The organism is Roseateles sp. P5_D6, from assembly GCF_054049415.1.
In genome coordinates, this window is sequence record NZ_JBFUMK010000002.1 from 142,986 (window position 1) to 163,310 (window position 20,325).

Annotated in this window: 18 protein-coding genes; 9 read left to right on the plus strand and 9 right to left on the minus strand. The window is 68.8% G+C overall.

Annotation, left to right across the window (positions count from 1 at the left end; genetic code table 11):
* Positions 1 to 2: 2 nt before the first annotated feature.
* The 3 genes from gspD to gspF are packed head-to-tail and all read left to right on the plus strand — an operon-like array spanning position 3 to position 4,910.
* The gene (gene gspD, locus ACXJKM_RS02700) at positions 3 to 2,252 is read left to right on the plus strand and encodes a type II secretion system secretin GspD (RefSeq protein ID WP_457350059.1); all 2,250 of its coding nucleotides are present in this window, start codon (positions 3 to 5) and stop codon (positions 2,250 to 2,252) included.
* 11 nt (positions 2,253 to 2,263) lie between these two features.
* Positions 2,264 to 3,688, plus strand: a complete 1,425-nt coding sequence (gene gspE, locus ACXJKM_RS02705) for a type II secretion system ATPase GspE (protein WP_457350061.1) — start codon at positions 2,264 to 2,266, stop codon at positions 3,686 to 3,688.
* Between the two features lie 10 nt (positions 3,689 to 3,698).
* Entirely contained in the window at positions 3,699 to 4,910 is a 1,212-nt protein-coding gene (gene gspF / locus ACXJKM_RS02710) for a type II secretion system inner membrane protein GspF (RefSeq protein WP_457322903.1), read from the plus strand.
* Positions 4,911 to 5,004: 94 nt separating this feature from the next.
* On the opposite strand, the gene ACXJKM_RS02715 is transcribed toward gspF, so the two are convergent.
* The 3 genes from ACXJKM_RS02715 to ACXJKM_RS02725 form a co-directional block, all read right to left on the minus strand.
* On the minus strand, positions 5,005 to 5,682 hold the full coding sequence (locus ACXJKM_RS02715) for an amino acid ABC transporter permease (protein ID WP_457350063.1): 678 nt from the start codon (positions 5,680 to 5,682) through the stop codon (positions 5,005 to 5,007).
* Positions 5,679 to 6,380: an amino acid ABC transporter permease gene (locus ACXJKM_RS02720; protein ID WP_457350065.1), complete on the minus strand. Its 702-nt coding sequence runs from the start codon at positions 6,378 to 6,380 to the stop codon at positions 5,679 to 5,681. Before ACXJKM_RS02720 ends, ACXJKM_RS02715 begins: the two co-directional genes overlap by 4 nt.
* Positions 6,381 to 6,453: 73 nt before the next feature.
* Complete coding sequence (locus tag ACXJKM_RS02725; RefSeq protein WP_457350067.1) at positions 6,454 to 7,290, minus strand: ABC transporter substrate-binding protein; 837 nt, start codon at positions 7,288 to 7,290, stop codon at positions 6,454 to 6,456.
* Positions 7,291 to 7,494: 204 nt separating this feature from the next.
* Between ACXJKM_RS02725 and ACXJKM_RS02730 the strand changes: the two genes are divergently transcribed.
* A complete protein-coding gene (locus tag ACXJKM_RS02730) occupies positions 7,495 to 8,883 on the plus strand; it encodes a pyridoxal-phosphate dependent enzyme (RefSeq protein ID WP_056203203.1) in 1,389 nt (462 codons plus the stop codon).
* On the plus strand, positions 8,880 to 10,049 hold the full coding sequence (locus tag ACXJKM_RS02735; protein ID WP_457350069.1) for a trans-sulfuration enzyme family protein: 1,170 nt from the start codon (positions 8,880 to 8,882) through the stop codon (positions 10,047 to 10,049). Before ACXJKM_RS02730 ends, ACXJKM_RS02735 begins: the two co-directional genes overlap by 4 nt.
* Here ACXJKM_RS02735 and ACXJKM_RS02740 read toward each other — a convergent pair.
* Positions 10,046 to 10,549, minus strand: a complete 504-nt coding sequence (locus ACXJKM_RS02740) for a DUF3455 domain-containing protein (protein WP_457350071.1) — start codon at positions 10,547 to 10,549, stop codon at positions 10,046 to 10,048. The two genes, ACXJKM_RS02735 and ACXJKM_RS02740, sit on opposite strands and share 4 nt — an antisense overlap.
* A gap of 77 nt (positions 10,550 to 10,626) precedes the next feature.
* On the opposite strand from ACXJKM_RS02740, the gene ACXJKM_RS02745 reads away from it, so the two are divergent.
* From ACXJKM_RS02745 to ACXJKM_RS02755, 3 genes are all read left to right on the plus strand, one after another.
* Positions 10,627 to 11,523: a 5'-nucleotidase gene (locus ACXJKM_RS02745; RefSeq protein ID WP_056203196.1), complete on the plus strand. Its 897-nt coding sequence runs from the start codon at positions 10,627 to 10,629 to the stop codon at positions 11,521 to 11,523.
* A 100-nt stretch (positions 11,524 to 11,623) separates the two neighbouring features.
* Positions 11,624 to 11,863 carry a hypothetical protein gene (locus ACXJKM_RS02750; RefSeq protein ID WP_157282021.1) on the plus strand — a complete coding sequence of 80 codons (240 nt, stop codon included), beginning with the start codon at positions 11,624 to 11,626 and terminating at the stop codon, positions 11,861 to 11,863.
* Entirely contained in the window at positions 11,851 to 12,222 is a 372-nt protein-coding gene (locus tag ACXJKM_RS02755) for a hypothetical protein (RefSeq protein WP_457350073.1), read from the plus strand. Before ACXJKM_RS02750 ends, ACXJKM_RS02755 begins: the two co-directional genes overlap by 13 nt.
* Here ACXJKM_RS02755 and ACXJKM_RS02760 read toward each other — a convergent pair.
* From ACXJKM_RS02760 to ACXJKM_RS02775, 4 genes are read right to left on the minus strand one after another with little or no spacing between them, the layout of a single operon-like run.
* Entirely contained in the window at positions 12,206 to 13,312 is a 1,107-nt protein-coding gene (locus tag ACXJKM_RS02760; protein WP_082532970.1) for a HupE/UreJ family protein, read from the minus strand. The genes ACXJKM_RS02755 and ACXJKM_RS02760 overlap by 17 nt on opposite strands.
* Complete coding sequence (locus ACXJKM_RS02765; protein WP_457350074.1) at positions 13,309 to 14,469, minus strand: hypothetical protein; 1,161 nt, start codon at positions 14,467 to 14,469, stop codon at positions 13,309 to 13,311. Before ACXJKM_RS02765 ends, ACXJKM_RS02760 begins: the two co-directional genes overlap by 4 nt.
* Complete coding sequence (locus ACXJKM_RS02770; protein ID WP_457350076.1) at positions 14,466 to 14,735, minus strand: hypothetical protein; 270 nt, start codon at positions 14,733 to 14,735, stop codon at positions 14,466 to 14,468. The genes ACXJKM_RS02765 and ACXJKM_RS02770 overlap by 4 nt, the downstream gene beginning before the upstream one ends.
* A gap of 11 nt (positions 14,736 to 14,746) precedes the next feature.
* On the minus strand, positions 14,747 to 16,279 hold the full coding sequence (locus ACXJKM_RS02775) for a DUF4331 domain-containing protein (RefSeq protein WP_457350078.1): 1,533 nt from the start codon (positions 16,277 to 16,279) through the stop codon (positions 14,747 to 14,749).
* A gap of 139 nt (positions 16,280 to 16,418) precedes the next feature.
* Between ACXJKM_RS02775 and ACXJKM_RS02780 the strand changes: the two genes are divergently transcribed.
* The gene (locus ACXJKM_RS02780) at positions 16,419 to 19,757 is read left to right on the plus strand and encodes a S41 family peptidase (protein WP_457350080.1); all 3,339 of its coding nucleotides are present in this window, start codon (positions 16,419 to 16,421) and stop codon (positions 19,755 to 19,757) included.
* A gap of 45 nt (positions 19,758 to 19,802) precedes the next feature.
* On the opposite strand, the gene ACXJKM_RS02785 is transcribed toward ACXJKM_RS02780, so the two are convergent.
* A complete protein-coding gene (locus tag ACXJKM_RS02785; protein WP_457350082.1) occupies positions 19,803 to 20,279 on the minus strand; it encodes a DUF6622 family protein in 477 nt (158 codons plus the stop codon).
* Positions 20,280 to 20,325 lie beyond the last annotated feature (46 nt).

Here is a 20,325-nt window from a genome sequence, read left to right on the forward strand (position 1 = left end):
TCATGAATTTCCAACGCACCGCCGTCGCTTCGGCTACCGCGCTCTCCGTGCTGCTGACGTCCGCAGGCAGCGCGTTCGCCCAGCCCGACAGCGCCACAGTGCAGCGCGGCCGGCCAGGCTCGGGCAAAGGCCCCGCCGTACGCGCCAGCTCGCCGGTCACACTGAACTTCGTCAACGCCGACATCGAGGCCGTCACCCGCGCCATCGGCGTCATGCTGGACCGCCAGATCATCATCGACCCGCGCGTCAAGGGCACGATCACGGTCTACAGCGAGCAGCCGGTGTCGGTGCGCGAGGCTTACCTCAACTACCTCGCAGCGCTGCGCGGCCTGGGCTTCACCGTCGTCGAGACGGCCGGCCTCTTGAAGGTACTGCCCGAGCCCGACGCCAAGCTGCAGGCCGGCTCGGTGGCCGTCGAGACCAGCGCAGTGCGTGGCGACCAGATCCTGACGCAGATCTTCCGCATCCAGCACGAGAACGCGAACAACCTCGTCGCCGTGCTGCGCCCGCTGATCAGCCCCAACAACACCATCAATGCCAACCCGGGCAATAACAGCCTGATCATCACCGACTACGCCGACAACCTGCAGCGCATCGCCAAGATCATCGCGGCGATGGACACGCCGGGCACCAGCGACATCGAGATCGTGCCGCTGAAGAACGCCGTCGCCGCCGACCTGGCACCGCTGGTGCAGCGCCTGGCCGATGGCGGTGCGGCCGTCGGCGGGGCCGTGCCCGGCCAGAGCAGCAGCGCCGTCAACGTGCTGGTCGACCCGCGCTCCAACGGCCTCATCCTGCGCGCCAGCAACCCGGCCCGCCTGGCCGCCGTGCGCTCGATGGTCGACAAGCTCGACCAGCCCAGCGGCGATGGGGGCGGCAACAACATCCGCGTCGTCTACCTGAAGAACGCCGACGCCACCAAGCTGGCCACCGTGCTGCGTGCGGCCTTCGGCGCCGCCTCGTCGGGCAGCAGCAGTGGCGGCAGTTCCTCGGGCACGTCCAGCCTCAGCGGCAGCGGCTCGCTGACTGGCGCCTCGCCCTCGCTGACCGGCGGCAACGCCGCCAACAGCAACACCGGCGGCATGAGCTCGACCGCCGCGACGACGCCGCTGACGCAGTCAGCCGGCCCGTCCACCGGCGGCTTCGTGCAGGCCGACCCGTCGACCAACTCACTGATCATCACGGCTGCCGAGCCGCTGTACCGGCAGGTGCGCGCCGTTATCGAGCAGCTCGATTCGCGCCGCGCCCAGATCTACGTCGAGTCGCTGATCGTCAAGATCGACAACACCAAGGCGGCCCAGTTCGGCGTGCAGTGGCAGAACCTGTTCGGCAACAAGGGCGACAGCACCATCACCGGCGCCGGCACCAATTTCGGCTCGGGCCTGGCCAACATCATCAACGGCACGGTGGCCGTCGCCGGTGGCCGCTCCACCGTGGGTCCGGCGCTGAGTTCAGGCTCGGCGCCCACCGGCCTGAACATCGGCGTTCTGAAAAAGGTCGGCGACTTCTACACCCTCGGCGCCGTGGCCAATTTCTTCGAAAGCCAGAGCGGCGCCAACGTGCTGTCCACGCCCAACCTCGTGGCGCTGGACAACGAGGAAGCGCGCATCGTCATCGGCCAGAACGTGCCCTTCGTGACGGGCTCCTACGCCAGCGGCACGACGACCGGTGGCACCGTCAACCCGTTCACGACCGTGGACCGCAAGGACGTGGGCCTGACGCTGAAGATTAAGAGCCAGATCGGCGAAGGCGGCACCGTGCGCATGGTGGTCTACCAGGAGAATTCCTCCGTGGTGCCCGGCTCCAACAGCACCACCGGCCCGACGCTGGACAAGAGCGCCATCGAGACCAGCGTCGTCGTCGATGACGGCGACATCATCGTGCTCGGCGGTCTGCTGAAGGATGAGTACACCGACGGCGACGACGGCGTGCCCGGGCTGTCCAAGATCCCACTGATCGGCAACCTCTTCAGCAGCAAGAGCCGCAAGCGCGTGAAGACCAACCTGATGGTCTTCCTGCGCCCCGTCGTCATGCGCAACGCCGACAGCGCCAACCAGCTGACGCTGGACCGCTACGAAAGCATCCGCGGCGTGCAGCAGCTCAGCCAGCCGCAGAAGAGCCTCGTGCTGCCGGACACCGGCGCGCCGGTGCTGCCCGAGCCCAAGACTTCGCCGCCGAACAAGGCGCTGCCGCAACCGTCGCTGCAGCCGCCGCCACAGCAGCAGCAATCGCCGCAGCAATCGCCACAGTAAGCGATCGATCCATGGCCGCCACCCGCCACCCCCTGCCCTACGCCTTCGCCAAGGCCAACACCGTGCTGCTGGAGGACGACGGCAGCACGCTGACGCTGTGGGCGCCGCCCGAGGTCGGCTGGGCCACGCTGTCCGAGGTGCAGCGCCAGTACGCGGTGGACCGGCTCGAATCCGAAGCCGTCACGTCGCTGGCCGAGCGCATCAACGCCGCCTATGCCGGCAGTGAATCGAGCGCAGCCGTCGTCGTCGGCGAGGTCGAGAGCGCGGTGGACCTGTCGCGCATGATGCAGGACCTGCCGGCCGTGGAAGACCTGCTCGAAGCGGCCAACGACGCGCCCATCATCCGCATGCTGAACGCCCTGCTGACCCAGGCGGCCAAGGACGGCGCGAGCGACATCCACATCGAACCCTATGAGCGCGCCTCGTCGGTGCGCTTTCGCGTCGACGGCACGCTGCGCGAAGTGGTGCAGCCCAACCGTGGTCTGCACGCCGCGCTGATCTCGCGGCTGAAGATCATGGCCGAGCTCGACATCGCCGAGAAGCGCCTGCCGCAGGACGGCCGCATCTCGCTGCGCATCGGCGGCCGCGCCATCGACGTGCGCGTGTCCACCTTGCCATCGGCGCACGGCGAACGCGCGGTGCTGCGCCTGCTGGACAAGAGCGAATCCAAGTTCACGCTCGAAGGCCTGGGCATGGACGGCAACGTGCTGACCGCCTTCAAGAAGCTGGTGCAACAGCCCCACGGCATCGTCCTCGTCACCGGCCCGACCGGCTCGGGCAAGACGACCTCGCTGTACGCCTCGCTGCAGACCGTCGACACCAGCACGACCAATGTGCTGACCGTCGAGGACCCGATCGAGTACGAGCTGCCCGGCATCGGCCAGACCCAGGTCAACAGCAAGATCGACCTGACCTTCGCCAAGGCCCTGCGCGCCATCCTGCGCCAGGACCCGGACGTCATCATGATCGGCGAAATCCGCGATTACGAGACCGCGCAGATTGCCATCCAGGCCTCGCTGACCGGCCACTTGGTGCTGGCCACGCTGCACACGAACGACGCGCCCAGCGCCGTCACACGCCTGACCGACATGGGTGTCGAGCCCTTCCTGCTGAGCAGCTCGCTGCTCGGCGTGCTGGCCCAGCGCCTGGTGCGGCGCCTGTGCCCCGTCTGCAAGCGCCAGGACGACCATGGCCGCTGGCACCCCGTCGGTTGCGATGCCTGCGGCCACACGGGCTACAAGGGCCGCACAGGCGTGTATGAGCTGATGGTGGCCGACGAAGCCGTGCGCAGCCTCATCCACAACCGAGCGCCGGAGAGCCAGCTGCAGGCCGCCGCCGAGGCCAACGGCCTGCGCTCCATGCGCGAGGACGGCGAGCGCTTGATCAACGCCGGCATCACCTCTTTGGAAGAAGTGCTTCGCGTCACTCGCGAGTAGCTGACCCGCCGTGCCAGCCTACAAATACGAAGCCCTCACCGACGCCGGCCGTCAGAGCAGCGGCCTGATCGAGGCCGACAACCCGCGTGCGGCGCGTGCCATGGTGCGTGCGCAAGGCCTGACGCCACTGTCGATCGAGATGGTGCAGCAGCACGGCACCCAGGAAGGCAGCCGCTTCACCCGCCGCGTCTTCAGCACGACGGCGCTGGCCGTCTGGACGCGCCAGCTCGCCGGCCTGGTCGGCTCCAGCCTGCCCATCGAGCGTGCGCTGACAGCCCTGGCTGACGAGAGCGAGGACACCAAGCAGCGCGAGCTGATCTCGCAATTGAAGGCCGAGGTCAATGCCGGCTCGACCTTCGCGCGGGCGCTGGGCCTGGCGCCGCGCGAGTTCGACGAGGTCTATCGCGGCGTCGTGGCTGCCGGCGAACAGAGCGGCGCGCTGGGCCAGGTGCTGGAGAAGCTCGCCGACGACCTCGAGGAGCGCCAGGACCTGAAGGCCAAGCTCATCGGCGCCATGGCCTACCCGGCCATCGTCTCCTTCATCTCGGTGCTGATCGTCATCTTCCTCGTCACCTACGTGGTGCCGCAGATCGCGACCGTGTTCACCAGCTCCAAGCGCGCCCTGCCCGCGTTGACGGTCGCGATGCTCGCCGTCAGCGACTTCGTGCGCAGCTGGGGCTGGGCCATGCTCGCCGTCCTCGTCGCCGGCGGCGTGGCGCTGCGCTTCGCGTTGAAGGCGCCGGCCTTCCGGCTGCGCTTCGACGCGGGCATCCTCGGCCTGCCCCTGGTCGGGCGACTGGCGCGCGGCTACAACGCCGCCCGCTTTGCCGGCACGCTGGCCATGCTGGCCGGTGCCGGCGTGCCCATCCTGAAGGCGCTGCAGGCGGCGGCCGAGACCCTGTCCAACCGCGCCATGCAGGCCGATGCGCTGGACGCCCTCGTGCAGGTGCGCGAAGGTGCGCCGCTGGGCTCGGCCCTGGCCGGCAAGAAGCGCTTCCCCGGCATCCTGGCGATGTTCGCCCGCCTGGGCGAGCAGACCGGCCAACTGCCCGAGATGCTCGGCCGTGCGGCGCGCCAGCTGGGCGTCGAGGTGCAGCGCCGCTCGATGGCCGCGGCCACGCTGCTCGAACCGCTGCTGATCGTGGCGATGGGCGCGGTGGTGCTGCTGATCGTGCTGGCGGTACTGCTGCCTATCATCCAGCTGAACACCTGGGTGAAATAGACCACCCCCTACCGCAGCGAAGCTGCGGCCCCCTCAAGGGGGCACCGTCAGTGGCCCGGCAAAGCCGGTTCCACGACGGTCGCTGGGTAAGGCACTACACGGCCGCGAGGCGTCGTTCGGCGAGCTTGGCGATGCGCGTCAACCCGAAGCACATGACGAAGTAGCAACCCGCCAGCGTCAGGTAGATTTCCACCGGCTTGACCAGCACCTGGGCGTTGATCTGGTTGGCGATGAAGGACAGCTCGGAGAGGCCGATGATGGTGCCCAGCGACGTCTCCTTGATGGTTGCGACGAACTGGTTGATCAGCGAGGGCAGCATGTGGCGCAAGGCCTGGGGCAGCAGCACCGAATGCAGCGCCTGGCCGCGCGTCATGCCCAGCGACATTGACGCCTGCAGCTGGCCCCTCGGCAGGGCCTGCAGGCCGGCGTGGACGATTTCTGCAAGATAGGCGGCGTCGAAGACGATCAGCGCGACCAGCATGGTGCTGAACTGGTCGGTCTTGTGGCCGGTCACCGTGGGCAGGAAGAAATAGGCCCAGAACACCACCATCAGCAGCGGCGTGCCGCGCACCACCCAGACCCAGCCGGTCACCGGCAGGCGCAGCCAGCGATTCGGGCTGAAGCGGGCCAGGCCCAGCAGGATGCCCAGCGGCAGCGCGAGCACCAGGCCCAGTGTGGCGAGGATCACGGTCAGCGCCAGGCCGCCCAGCGGCCCGTGCGGGTACTGGCCGACGAGGAAGTAGAGCCAGTAGGTGTCGACGAGTCCACTCATCGCTTGGCCCCCTGAGGCGACACCACGTGCTGCGCCCATTGCGCCAGCCCCGTCAGCACCAGTGACACCGACAGATAGGCCACCGTGACGAGGGCAAAGGTCTCGAAGCCGCGAAAGCTCGCCGACTCGACGCGCTGGGCCTGCGTCATCAGCTCGGCCGCGCCGATGACGGTGGCGATGCTGGTGTTCTTCCAGAGGTTGAGCGTCTGTGACAGCAGCGGTGGCAGCGTGATGCGCAGGGCCTGCGGCAGCACCACCAGGCGCATGCCGGCCAGGAAGCTGAAGCCCAGGGCCATCGCCGCGTCCAGCTGGGCGCCCGGCACGGCCCGCACGCCGGAGCGGATGTCCTCGCTCATGTAGGCGGCCGTGTACAGCGTCAGCGCGGCCCAGGCGCTGAAGATCTCGATATTGCCGGCGTAGACCTTTTCCTTGATGCCGGCGGGCAGCAGCTCCGGCACGCCAAAGTACCAGAACAGCATGTGTACCAGCAGCGGCACGCAGCGCACGGCCTCGACATAGCCTTCTCCGATGACGCGCAACGCGCGCCACGGTGACAGGCGCAGCAACGCGATGAAGACAGCCAAAGGCAGCGCGGTCAGCAGCGTCAGGCCGGTCAGCAGCAGCGACAGGCGCAGGCCTTGCAGCAGCCAGGTGAGGTAGTCGCCCTGCAGCAGCGGGGCAAAGGAAAGGACGGGCATCGGGGGGCTCACCAGAAACGAGGCAGCCGCCGGCCCTCGTGAGGCGGCGGCTGCAATCAGACAGACCGACGAATCAGCTTTCGACCTTGTCGCTGTCGATCTTGAAGGTGCGCTTGGGGAACTTCAGACGCGTGTCCGGGCCATACCACTTGACGAACAGCTTGTCGGCTTCGCCACCCTTCTCCAGGCCGCTCAGCGCCGCATCGACCTCGGCCTTCAGGCGCTTCTCGCCCTTGCGAATGCCGATGGCCAGGGGCTCGACGCTGATGTTCTGTTCCAGGATGCGGTACTGCGCCGACGCCGCGCCGAGCTTGGCGTGCTGATCCAGCAGCGAGACCTCATCGTTGACAAAGGCCACGCCCTTGCCCTGCTGCAGCGCCTGGAAGGCCTGCGGGCCGGTGTCGAAGGTGACGACGTCGACCTGAGGTACGGCCTTGCGAATATTGGGCTCCTGCGTGCCGCCTTTGATGGTGACGACCTTCTTGCCGGCGAGCGCGGCTACGTTCTGGATACCGCTGTCGGCTTTGACGAGGACCTTCTGGCCGGTGACGAAGGTGGTCAGCGAGAAGTCGATGACGGCCTCGCGCTCCTTGTTGTGCGTGAGGGAGGCAGCCAGCAGGTCGACATGGCCTTGCTGTAGCTCGGGGATGCGCGCAGCGACGGCGAGCTGCTTGATCTGCAGCTTGACGCCCAGCCGGGTGGCGATGGCGCGGGCCAGATCGACCTCGTAGCCAATGATTTCGCGCGTCTTGGGGTCGATGAAGCTGTTGGGCTCGTCGGTGCCGAGCACGCCGACCACGAGCTCGCCCTTCTTCTTGATGTCGTCGAGCTGGTCGGCGTGGGCGACCTGCACTGCAAAGAGGCCGGCAGCGACCAAGGCCTGGGTGATTACGCGGCGGGAGAGAGTCATCTGGATTCCTGGAGAACAAGTGGTCGCATGCTAGGAATCACATAAGCCGCCGTGAACGATGCTTTTCGCATTTGCTTGTGCGGCGGGGCGCGGTCGAAAACCGCGCAAGCTCATGCGAAAAACGGGATTGCGCGCGAAGCCCCCCTTCGTATCCTGCGAGGTCTAGCCCAAATTGGCCGCGCCCGACCCGCGGCCCGACTCGTCATGAACGCTCGACTCCCGCTCGAGGCCCGGCCCGCCGTGCTGGACCTCATCGGCAACACGCCGCTGTTGCCGGTGCTGCGCCTGGACACCGGCCCCTGCCAGCTCTTCCTCAAGCTCGAATCCCAGAACCCCGGCGGCTCCATCAAGGACCGCATCGGCCTGGCCATGATCGAGACGGCCGAGCGCGAGGGCTTGCTCAAACCCGGTGGCACGGTGGTGGAAGCCACCGCCGGCAATACCGGCCTGGGCCTGGCCCTGGTGGCGCGTGCCAAGGGCTACCAGGTGGCGCTGGTGGTGCCCGACAAGATGTCCGCCGAGAAAGTGCTGCAACTCAAGGCTCTCGGTGCCCGCGTGCACCTGACACGCTCCGACGTCGGCAAGGGCCACCCGGCCTACTACCAGGACGTGGCCGCCCGCCTGGTGCGCGAAATCCCCGGCGCCTGGTATGCCGACCAGTTCAACAACCCCGCCAACCCGCTGGCCCACGAGACGACGACGGCGCCCGAGATCTGGCAGCAGATGGGCCACGACGTCGACGCCATCGTCTGCGGCGTCGGCTCGGGCGGCACCATCACCGGCCTCGGTCGTTTCTTCCAGCGCGTGCGCCCCGGCATCGAGATGGTGCTGGCCGATCCGGTCGGCTCCATCCTGAAGGACTACATCGACACCGGCAAATTCGGTGACGCCGGCTCGTGGGCGGTGGAAGGCATCGGCGAGGACTTCATCCCGCCCATCGCCGACCTCAGGCCGGTACGCACGGCCTACAGCATCAGCGACACCGACAGCTTCGCCACCGCGCGCGAGCTCTACCGCGCCGAGGGCATCCTGGCCGGCTCGTCAACCGGCACGCTGCTGGCGGCGGCGCTGCGCTACTGCCGCGAGCAGACTACGCCGAAGCGCGTCGTCACCTTCGTCTGCGACACCGGCACGCGCTACCTGTCCAAGGTCTACAACGACCATTGGATGTTCGACCAGGGCCTGCTGACGCGCCCGCGCCTGGGCGACCTGCGCGACCTGATCTCGCGCCCGGTGACCAGCGGCGGCGTCGTGTCGGTCGGGCCGGACGACACGCTGCAGACCGCCTTCTCGCGCATGCGCCAGGCCGATGTGTCGCAATTGCCGGTGCTCGACGGCGACCGCCTCGTCGGGCTGCTGGACGAGTCCGACCTGCTGGCCCGGCTACATGCCGACCCGGCCGCGTTTGGCGCCCTGGTGCAGAGCGCGATGAATACCGACGTCATCACGCTGGCGCCCAGCGCGTCGCTCACCGAACTGAACGAGCAGTTGCGCCGCGGCCTCGTGGCCGTCATTGCGGACGACGCCGGCTTCCACGGCCTCGTCACCCGCTTCGACCTCATCAACCATCTGCGCAAGGAGATCGCGCGATGAGCGATCAACTCGACTTCAACACCCGCGTCATCCATGCCGGCCAGGAGCCGGACGCCGTGACCGGCGCCGTCATGCCGCCCATCTCGGTCAGCTCCACCTACCGCCAGCACGGCCCCGGCGAGCACACCGGCTATGAGTACGGCCGCACCCACAACCCGACCCGCCAGGCCTGGGAGCGCGCCGTCGCCGACCTCGAAGGCGGCGCCCAGGCCTATGCCTTCGCATCCGGGCTGGCGGCCATGGCCACGGTGCTCGACACCCTGCCCGCTGGCGCCCATATCGTCGCCGGTGACGACCTCTACGGCGGCAGCTATCGCCTGTTCGAGCGGGTGCGCAAGCACAGCGCCGGCCTGCGCGTGACCTATGTGGACAGCCGCGACACCGAGGCCGTGCGCGCCGCGCTGCAGCCCGACACGAAGCTGATCTGGATCGAGACGCCCAGCAACCCGCTGCTGCGCCTGAGCGACCTGGCAGCCATAGCCCGCGTCGCCCGCGAGCACGGCGCGCTGGCCGTGGCGGACAACACTTTCGCCAGCCCCTGGGCCCAGCGCCCGCTGGAACTGGGCTTCGACCTCGTCGTGCACTCGGCGACCAAATACCTCAACGGCCACAGCGACGTCATCGGCGGCATTGCGGTCGTGGGTGGAGAGCCGCGCCAGGCCGAGCTGCGCGAGAAGCTCGAGTTTCTGCACAACGCCGTCGGCTCGGTGGCCGGGCCCTTCGACAGCTTCCTCGCGCTGCGTGGCCTCAAGACGCTGGCATTGCGCATGGAGAGGCACAACGCCAGCGCCGCCGAATTGGCGACCTGGCTGGCCGCGCAGCCCCAGGTCGAGCGTGTGCTCTACCCCGGCCTGGAAAGCCACCCGCAGCACGCCCTGGCCAAGCGCCAGATGCGCGGCGGCGGCGGCATGATCAGCGTCGCGCTGAAGGCCGACCTGGCCGGTGCGCGCCGCTTTCTGCAGCGCGTAGAGCTGTTCACGCTGGCCGAGAGCCTGGGTGGCGTCGAGAGCCTGATCTCGCTGCCCGCCTTGATGACCCACGCCTCCATTCCGCCCGAGACGCGGGCGCGGCTGGGCATCACGGACTCGCTGGTGCGCCTGTCCGTAGGCATCGAGGCCACGGACGACCTGCGGCGCGACCTCGCCACCGCGCTGGCCGTGATCTAGCGGTAGAAGTAGTAGGTCGCCGTGTAGGTGACGCGCACGACCTGGCCGGCCGCCGTGCAGGCCTCGGCGGGCGCGACGCCACCGACCGTCGTGACGCGCTGGATGCTCTTCGTCGTGCTGAAGACGCCGCTGCCGCCATTGCTCTTGGCCGCGAGCAGCAGCCAGGGGATGGCCTTCGCGTCCGGGCCCGGGTCGCGGGCCTTGACCTCGCCGACGACCGTGCTGCCATCCAGCCCCTCCCAGGTCGGGCCGGCGTAATGCTTGCCCAGCGGCCGCCCCGCGCGGTCGGCCAGCGTGGCCTCGGGCGCCTTGAAGACCCAGGCGGTGCCGCTGCCATCGGCCTTGGCCTGGCATTCGTAGATCTGCCAGCCCTGGGCCAACGCCTCGAGTTGCAGTTCCTGTCCGGCAGGAGGCTGCAACGCGGCGGGCACCTGAGGCGGCACCGGCTTGCTGGCGCAGGCGGCGAGGATGGGCAGCAGGGCAAGGGCAGCAGCGCGCATGGGCAGGTCTTTCGAGTTGAAAACGCGACGAGTCTAGGAAGGCGTGGCCCGGGCGTCGAGCCCTATCATCGACCGCCATGCCAGCCACGCTCTCCGGTCAACTCGTCGTCGCCATCTCGTCACGCGCCCTCTTCGACTTCGAGGCCGAAAACGAAGTCTTCGAGGCCGGCGACGACCATGCCTACATGGCCCTGCAGCAGCAGCGCCTGGACGAACCGGCGCCGCCCGGCGTGGCCTTCTCGCTGGTGGAGAAACTGCTGGCCTTCAATGCTGGCGGTGCACCCCAGGTCGAGGTCGTCGTGCTGTCGCGCAATGACCCGATCTCAGGCATGCGCGTGTTCCGCTCGGCCAAGCACTACGGCCTGCCCATCGAGCGCGGCGTGTTCACGCGCGGCGCCTCGCCGTGGCGCTATCTGAAGCCGCTGTCGGCCCAGCTCTTTTTGTCGACCAACGAGGCCGACGTGCGCCAGGCCCTCGGTGCCGGCGTGGCCGCGGCGCGCGTGATGCCGCTGGCGGCGCGCGCCTCGGCGGCCCACCCCAAGGAGCTGCGCATCGCCTTCGACGGTGACGCGGTGCTGTTCTCCGACGAAGCGGAGCAGGTGTTCCAGCGCGACGGCCTGGCGGCCTTTCGCGAGCATGAACTGCAGCGCGCCCACCTGCCGCTACAGGCCGGGCCCTTCAAGCCGATGCTGGAGGCGCTGCACCGGCTGCAGCATTCACACGCCAACGGCATGAAGGTACGCACGGCCCTCGTCACTGCGCGCAGCGCGCCGGCTCACGAGCGCGCCATCCGCACGCTGATGGACTGGCAGATCGAGGTCGACGAGGCCATGTTTCTCGGCGGCCTGGCCAAGGGGGAATTCCTGCGCGAGTTCGAGCCCGACTTCTTCTTCGACGATCAGGTCGGCCATGTCACGAGTGCGGCCGCCCACGTGCCCGCGGGTCACGTGACCGCCGGCATCGCCGCAGGCTGACCTCCTCCCCCTAGCTTGTGCATGCCGGCGTGACCGGGTCGCGCGGATTTGCGCGTCTGTGCATGTAGGGGCCGCTTGTGTGTGCCCCGGGGAGCATGCCGTGCCAAATCTGTGGATTCCTCATGCGAGCCGCCCGGCTTGCGGCCTGCCGCGTCTGCGGCGCCAGCCGCCACAGGTCTTCGGCTTCTACTGGGAGATGCTGCACGACCGCTCCGGCGACGTCGTGGGCGATGGCTTCAGCCGCTGCGCCTTCCCGCAGTTGCTGATGCGCCCGGGCTACAGCTACCGCATCACACCGCTGCGCAGCGACCTGCGCCAGGAGGCAGTATGGCCGTCCTGATCGGCGCACTGCTGGACACCGACGCGATGGCCTTTGCCACCGAGCCTGCCATGCTGGGCGTCAGCGCGCGGCTGGAGCAGGCACTGACCACGCACCTGGACGACGCCGCCGGCAGTGTCGACATCCCGCTCCAAGCCCTCGTCGGCGATGCCGACAGCCTCATCATGGCCCAGATGCTGCTGGCCCAGCTGCCGCCCGGGCTGGCTTGCCTGGGTGCGCGGGATACGGCTGACGGGATGCACGAAGGCGACGATGCGCTGTCGACTTGCGCATCGGGCCGCGGCATACAGGCGGTGTTCTACCGCTTCGACCTGGCGTTGCTGCGCAGCCGCCTGCGGCCGCTCAAGGCAGCAGGCTGAGCCCGAAGCTGCGCTCGACACACCAGAGCAGGGCCAGCGCGGCGACAGCGCTGGATCCACCGGGCACGATCCAGCGCCGGTAGATGGTCGCCGAGCGCAGCATCAGGGCCAGTGGCAGCAGCAGCGCGACGACGGCAAGCTGTCCCAGCTCGACGCCGAGGTTGAAGCCCAGCAGCGGCAGCACCAGTTCGCTGCCGCGCAGGCCCAGGTCCTTCAGCGGCCCGGCAAAGCCGACGCCGTGCACGAGGCCGAAGAGGCCGACCATGCTCCAGCGCGGCCCAGGCACAAAGGGCCGCAGGTTGTCGAGCGCGGCGAGCAGCACGGTCAGCGCGATCAGCGATTCGACGACGGTGGTCGGCGGGTCGATGGCGCCGCTGGCCGCCAGCGCCAGGGTGATGGAGTGGGCCAGAGTGAAGGCGGTGACAAGCTTGAGCGTCTCGGCCAGCGCGGCGCGGCCGCTGGCACGGGGCGCCCAGCCCTTGCCCTCGCGCCGCCAGACGGCGACGAGCAGCAGCGTGACGAGGAAAAGCACATGGTCCAGCCCGCTGGCGATATGGGCCATGCCCTCGACGACGAAGCCACCGAAGCCGCGGCTGTCCAGCGCCAGACGTTGTGGGCCGGCGCCGGGCGTCAGCACCAGCGGCTCGCCCGCCGCGCCGACGAGGCGGGCCAGGCCACGGTGGGCGGTGTCGGTGCTGGCAAAGAGGCGGTAGTCGATGTCGAGCTCATGCACGGCGGCGCGGCAGAGCCAGTGGCTGATGAGCACGGCGTGCATGCCGTCGCTGTGCTGGTCGAGCTGGGGTTGGGGACGGTCCTGCGGCGTGCAGGCCGCGCCATCGGCGGTGAAGCGCAGGCCGGCCATGGCCAGCGCTTCGATGTCGGGCCAGCGCTGGCGCACCTCGCCCCAGCTCAAGTTGCCGTCGCCATCGGCGTCCAGCGCCAGGTCGCGGTCCAGGTCGCGCAAGGCGATGTCCAGGCGCTGTTCGACCGCCGCACCTTCGACGCGGTAGACGAGATAGGCCTCGCTGGCCTGGTGGGCCTGGGCCACACCGCACAGCAGCAGCGCCAGCCACAACAAACAACGGATCACGGCGCGAAGCTCCGGTCAAAACGCCGATCAAGAGCGGCAAGGCGTGCATCCTGCCAGCCCTTGCCGCGCAGCACGCGCGCCAGTTCCTCACGCGTCGCATCGCCATCGCGCCCAGCGGCGAGGGCAGCGCGCAGCAGCAGCACCGCATCAACAGGCTCGCGTTGCATCGCCCAGTTCAGCTGAGCCAGGCGCAGGGCTTCGCGTGGCTGCTGCTCGACATCGAGGGCAAAGCGGGCCTGCTCGCGCGCATGCTTGCCCGATTCGCGGCGGTCGGCGGCGGCAAGGCGCTCGCGCATCAGGGCGGTCCGCGCCGACGCATCGCGGCCGAGCTGGCGCAAGGCGATGACCTGGCGCAACAGCAATGCATCGGCCTCGGCATCGGGGCTGCGTTCGACCAGCACGAGGGCCTCGGCCGCGCGCTGGCGGGCCAGCAGCCAGTCGGCCAGCGCGGCGCGCGTGTAGACCTCGTCCTCGCCGGCCAGCGCGGCACGGTAAAGGGCAGGCGCGGTGGCTTCGTTGCCGAGGCGTTCCGCCAGCTCGGCACGCATCAGTGCAAGCCAGGGCGCGATGGACCGGCCCGGGCTGAGCTGGGCCAGCGTTTGTGCCGCCGCTTGGCCCTGTCCCGACAGGCTGGCCAGCTCGGCCAGACAGGCAGTTGCCGGCAGTGCGGCCAGGGGTTGAAGCTGTTCGCACAAGGCGCGAGCCTCGGTAAGTTCGGCGCGCAGCTGATGCAACGCGGCCGCGTCGAGCAGGGCCTGGGCGCGATGCTCCGGCGCGAGATCTTCGCGCGCCAACAGGCGGTGCAGCTCGGCCAGGGCAGGCTCGAACTCGTGCCGCGCCTGCAGAACGCGGGCGCGCAGCAGCACGGCATCGGCGGGTGCATCGGCCTGGCGCCACCACGGCGCCAGCGCGGCCTGTGCCGCGCCGAGCTCGCGCGGGTCGCCATGCACGCGGGCGCGCTGCAGCGCCGCACGTGCAGTGGCTACGGCGAGCTGCAGCTGTGCCGGGTCGCGCGCCAAGGCCGCACGGCGCTGACGCTCGGCCGCGTCGATGCGGTAAGGCAGGCGCTGCACGATCTCGGCGTCGTCCTTCGGGACGAAAGGTTCGGCCAAGACCGCCAGCGGGATTGCCAGCAGCAGCACGAGCAGGTGCTTCACAGCGCCTGCGGCTCTTCGGTCTCGCTGACCGACACCGCCACCGTCGGCAGCGTCAGCGCCTCCGTGGTCTCGTCGTCGGTCTTCTGCGCCTTCAGGTAGCTCACCAGGGCCATCGACGAAGCCACGGCGCTGTCGGGCACCGCGGTGGGGGCCGGCGGCGGTGGGGGCGGCGGGCTGATGATTTCAGTGTCGCTGTCACTGCCGCCGCAGGCGGCCAGCACGAGCACGGCGCCGGCGGCGACCGCGGCAGTCTTGCGGGTCAACATGGCGGCCCCTTTCACTTGGTGCCCGGGATGGGCGTGTTGAGGTAGGGGAAGCCGCTGAGCAGGGGCACGACAGCCTGGTCCACCGCGTCATGCAGCTTGAAAGTCGTGGCACCCAGGGGCACCGCGCTGGGCTTGCAGGCCGCGCCGAAGCCGAGCTTGTCGGTGTCGCCGTTGGCCACGCACAGGCCGCCCATGACGGCCACCAGCGAGATGTCGACGACGTCGTCCTTGGGCCGGCGGCCGTTGGGGTAGCCGGCGTTGTCGTTGCCTGCGGCGAGGATGTTGCCGACGATGCCCAAACGGTTTTGTTGAGCGAAGGGCACGGCCGCTATTGCCGTATTGAGGCGCAGCATCTCGGAGGCCGTGACCGTCTTCTGCTGGTTGACGCCCTTGATGCCGGTCAGGAAGGTGGTGACGAGGTCGTTGCGCGGGAAGTTGGTCGGCGCGGTGTTGGGCAGGGCCAGCGCGATCTCCAGCAAGGCTGGCAGCGTCGGGTTGGTCACGTAGTCGGCGAACTGGCCATCGTCCTTGGGCTTGGAGGAGTTGAACTTGTCCTTGTCCTTGAGGCCGATGACGACTTCATTCACCAGGGGCATGCCCAGGCGCGAGACCTGCACCCAGGCGCCGCCGGCCTTCTCGCTGGCCTGATGGCCCGAGCCCGGCTTGGGATCGAGCAGGCGGCCCTGGCGCAGGCTGGCCGTGGTCCAGCCGCCGATGACATCGTCGGTCGCGGATTTCAGGCAGTCCTTGTGCACCTCCAGCGCCAGCGTGGTGACGTTCTTGTCGTCGATGGTGTTGGGCGCGGCATTGATCAGCGACGGGTCGGTGATGACGGAGACCGGCGCGTTGACCAGGTCGAAGATGGTGCCGAGGTTGACGGCAAACGGGTCCTGGCGCTGGCCGACGAAGACCTTGGCCGGCGTGCTGCAGCCGGGGATGGTGATGGGGTAGACATGCTTGGCCGCATAGCTCGCATAGTCGGCGATGGTCTTCTTGCCGATGTTGTCGACCGGCTTGTCGAAGCTGGTCGCACCGCTGGTGGCATGGACCACCGCCTGGGCCGTGCCGCTGCGGCGATCGCCGCGCACCACGGTCAGCGTGTAGCTCTCGTTGACCTGCAGGTTGGCGTCCTTGACGTTGGCCACCGCGCCCGACTGGATCAACGGGATGCCGACCATCTTGCCGCCGACGCTTAAAGACGTGCCGGCACCGCTGTTGGACAGCGTGTTCTTGAAGCGGAACTGGAAGGTCAGATGCTCCTTGGCATCACCGACGTTGTCGACGTGGATCTCGTAGAGCGCGTTGGGGTCCATCGAGAAATAGTTCGGGCCGCCATAGCCGTCCTGCAGCGGCTGGTAGTTGGCGATCAGCGTCACGTAGCCGGCGCGGCCGGTCTCGTAGCTGTTGAACATGTAGAAGTCCGTCGCGTCGACCTTGGGCACGGTCGTGATGAAGGGCGCTTCGCGGTGGCTGGAAGCCTGAGCGCCTGCGGCCAGGCAGAACAGCGCTGCGCCCACGGCGCTGCGGGTGAGACGAGCTTTCATCGGGGGCATCCTGTATGGCAATGCCGTCTTGGCATCTGAGCGCTGTTACGCGCTCCAGCGCTCTACGGATTCACCCGATGTGACGAATCGCCCTCCATTCCCCTAACAACACAATGGCGACCCTCATCAGGAGAGCCCCATGCCCCGCTTCCGTCTCGCCGCGCTCGCTGCGGTCCTGTGCGCCACGAGCGCCTGGGCCGGCACCAGCGGCTTCTATCGCCAGCCCACACTGAGGGGCGATGCCGTCTATCTCGTCGCCGAGGGCGACCTCTGGCGCGTCGGCACGCAGGGCGGCGAAGCCCAGCGGCTGACCACGCACAGCGGCCAGGAGACCCAGCCCGCCGTGTCGCCCGATGGGCAATGGCTGGCCTTCACGGCGCAGTACGACGGCGGCACCGAGATCTACCTGATGCCGGTGGCCGGCGGCCCGCCGAAGCGCCTGACCTGGGAAGGCGGCGGCATGCGCGTCTGGGGCTTCACGGCCGCCGGCGAAGTCCTCTACACCGGCTTGGACGCCCGTCCCGGCAGTCAGCTTTTCGCCATCGACGTGAAGACTGGCCAGCGCCGCCAACTGCCCGTCGGCCAGGCCAGCGACGCTGCGCTGAGCGCCGATGGCAAGACGCTCTATTTCACGCGGAGCGGCCTGCGCAGCGACAACGCCCGACAGTACCGCGGCGGCGCCATCGCGCGGCTGTGGTCGCTGGACTTGACGGACAAGGCCGAAGCAAAACCGCTGATCGCCGAGGGCAACAACGATCGCCGTCCCCTGCCCTACCGCAACGGTGGCGCGGAGCGCGTCGCCTTCCTGTCGGACCGCGAAGGCACGGTCAACATCTGGTCGGTCAATGCCCAAGGCGGTGACATGCGCCAGCACACCACGCACAAGGGCTGGGACATCCGCCACGCATCCATCGACGGCAGCCGTGTCGTCTATGCGGTGGGCGCGGACCTCTACCTCGTCGACCTCGCGCAGAGCGCGGGCGCGAAGAAGCTCGACATCAGCCTGGGCGGCGACTTCGACCAGCAGCGCGAGCGCTGGATCAAGAAGCCGCAGGACTTCCTGACCGACACGTCCTTCGCTCCCAATGGCGAGCGCGTGCTGCTGGCCGCGCGCGGTCACCTCGCGACGCAGGGCGTGCAGCAGCTACGCCGCGCTGAGCTGCCGCAGCCGGCCGACGGCAGCTGCAAGAAGGGTGAATTCAGCAGCGACAGCAAGAGCGTCTTTGCCGTCTGCGACTTCAGCGGCGAGACCGAGATCTGGCGCTTCGCGGCCAATGGCACGGGTCAACCCGAACGCATCACCAGCGGCGCAACGACGCAGCGCCGCGACCTGCTCCCTTCGCCCGACGGCCGCTGGCTGGCGCATACCGACAAGGAAGGCGGCATCTGGCTGACCGACCTGAAGGCCAAGACAACACGCGAGATCGCTCGCAGCGCCCTTGGTGACGCGCCGCAGCTGCAGGGCTGGAGTCCCGATGGCCAGGCCCTGGCCTGGACGCTGTCGCTGCGCCATGCCGACCGCAGCCAGCTGCAGCTCTACAGCACGGCCGATGGCCGCACCCACACGCTGACCAGCGACCGCTACGACAGCGACAGCGCCACCTTCAGCCCGGACGGGCAATGGCTGTACTTCGCGTCCAACCGCAACTTCGCGACGACGGGCAATGGCAGCCCATGGGGCGACCGCAACACCGGGCCGTTCTTCGGCTTTCGCGCCAAGCTCTACGCGCTGGCCCTGCAGCCGGGCCTGCGCTCGCCGTTCGCGGCCCAGGACGAGCTGGAGTCGGTCACCGAGAAGAAGGCCGACGAGCAGCGCGCCGAGGACAAGAAGGCCACCGACAAGGAGCCGACCGAGCGCAAGCCTGATCCAAAGGACGACAAGAAGCCAGCCGCCGAGAAGAAGGGCAAGCCCGCCATCGTTTTCGAAGGCCTGGCCGAGCGCCTCCACGAGCTGCCCGTGACCGCCGGCAGCTACCGCGCGCTGCGCGCGGATGGCAAGCGCCTGTGGTTCCTGGATCGTGATCTGGACGGAAAAAGCCAGCTCAAGTCGGTTGGCATCGACAACCAGGGCGGCCCGGCCGAGATCCTGGCCAGCGACGTGCGCAACTACGACATCAGCGCCGACGGCAAGAAGCTGATGCTGGTGCGCAACCAGCCCGCGGGTGCGGCGCCGGAAATCCTCGTCGTCGACGCGGCGCCCAAGCTGCCGACTGAACTCGCCAAGTTGCAAGTGCGCTGGACCGACTGGCAGATCGCCACGCAACCGCGCGCCGAGTGGAAGCAGATGTTTGCCGACGCCTGGCGCCTGCACCGCGACCACTTCTACGACAAGGCCATGCACGGCGTCGACTGGGTGGCCGTGCGCGCCAAGTACGAGCCACTGGTGGACCGTGTGACCGACCGCTTCGAGCTCGCCGAGCTGATGGCGCAGATGGTCAGCGAACTGGGCGCCCTGCACAGCCAGATCGGCGCCGGCGACACGCGGCTCGCGCCCGACGAGCCGGGCCTCGCGGGCCTCGGTGGGCGCTTCTCGCGCGCGCCGGACGGCTGGCGCATCGATGCGATCTATGCGCATGAGCAGGAGTTGCCATCCGAGGCACCGCCGCTGGCCGCGACCGGTCTCAACCTGCAAGTGGGTGACGTCATCACGACCGTCAATGGCCGCCCCAGCGCCAGCGCGCCGCACATCCTGGAGCTGCTGCGCGGCCAGGCCGGCCGCCAGGTGCTGCTGGAGGTGAAACAGGCCAGCGGCAAGACGGTGCAGCGCATCGTCACGCCGGTGGCGCAGACGCGCGAAAACCAGCTGCGCTACAACGACTGGCGCGTCACCCGCGCCCGCGCCGTGGAGCAGTCGGCCCAGGGCCGCATCGGCTACGTGCATCTGCGCGCAATGGGCGCGGCCGACATCGCCGATTTCGTGCGCGAGTTCTACGCTGCCAGCGACCGCGACGGCCTCATCATCGACGTGCGCTACAACAATGGCGGCAACATCGACAGCTGGATCCTGGAAAAGCTGCTGCGCCGCGCCTGGGCCTTCTGGCAACCGCGCTCGCCAGGCGGCGCGCCGGTCTACGCCAATATGCAGAACGTCTACCGCGGCCACACGGTGGTGTTGATGAACGAAGACACCTACAGCGACGGCGAGACCTTCGCCGAGGGCTTCAAGCGCCTCAAGCTGGGCCCCGTCATTGGCAAGCGCAGCTCGGGGGCGGGCGTGTGGCTGTCGGACCAGAACCGCCTGATCGACAACGGCATCATGCGGGCCGCCGAGACGGGGCAGATCGACGCCGAGGGCCGCTTCCTGATCGAGGGCATCGGCGTGACGCCGGACATCGAGGTCGACAACCCGCCGCGCGCAACGGCCATGGGCCAGGACGCGCAGCTGGATGCGGCGCTGGCCGAGCTGAAGCGCCGGATTGCCGAGCAGCCGGTCCAGGTGGTGAAGTCGGGACCGTATCTGCGGCCGGTCAAGCCGTGAAAGCAAAGGGAGGCTACGGCCTCCCTTTTTCATGGGTTTGAGAGATCAAGCGGTGCGGACGAAGCGATGCACCGCCGTGGCCCGGGCCGCGAAGGCACCGCTTAACAGGCCCAGGATCGCGCTCACCGCGGCGATGAACCAGAGCTCCTGCAGCACATGGGCGCCCATGCCGGTGGCGAAGCCCAGGCCGAACTTGGTCATGAAGATGCCGAGCATCAGGCCCAGCGGCACCCAGCTGCCGGGCATGCGCACGGCGGCGCCTTCCTTGGCCAGGCCGCGCGGTGCAAACAGCGGGCCACCGATGAGGACGGCAGCTGCAAAGGCCGTCGCCCAGGCCAGCACGGGAACCATGTGTGCGCCGAAGGCCGTCGTGACGCCATACAGCGACAGGGCCAGCATGGCCAGGGCGACCTTGGCGAGCATGCCGGGCTGGACGACACGGTCACGCGACTGGCGGTAGCCCAGCATGACGAGGCCGGCCAGGACGGCGAAGGGCCAGAAGGGGATGGAAGAAGCAGTCATTGGCGGCATCCGGTGGGTGTTGCGATGCCTGGACTGTGCGGATGCC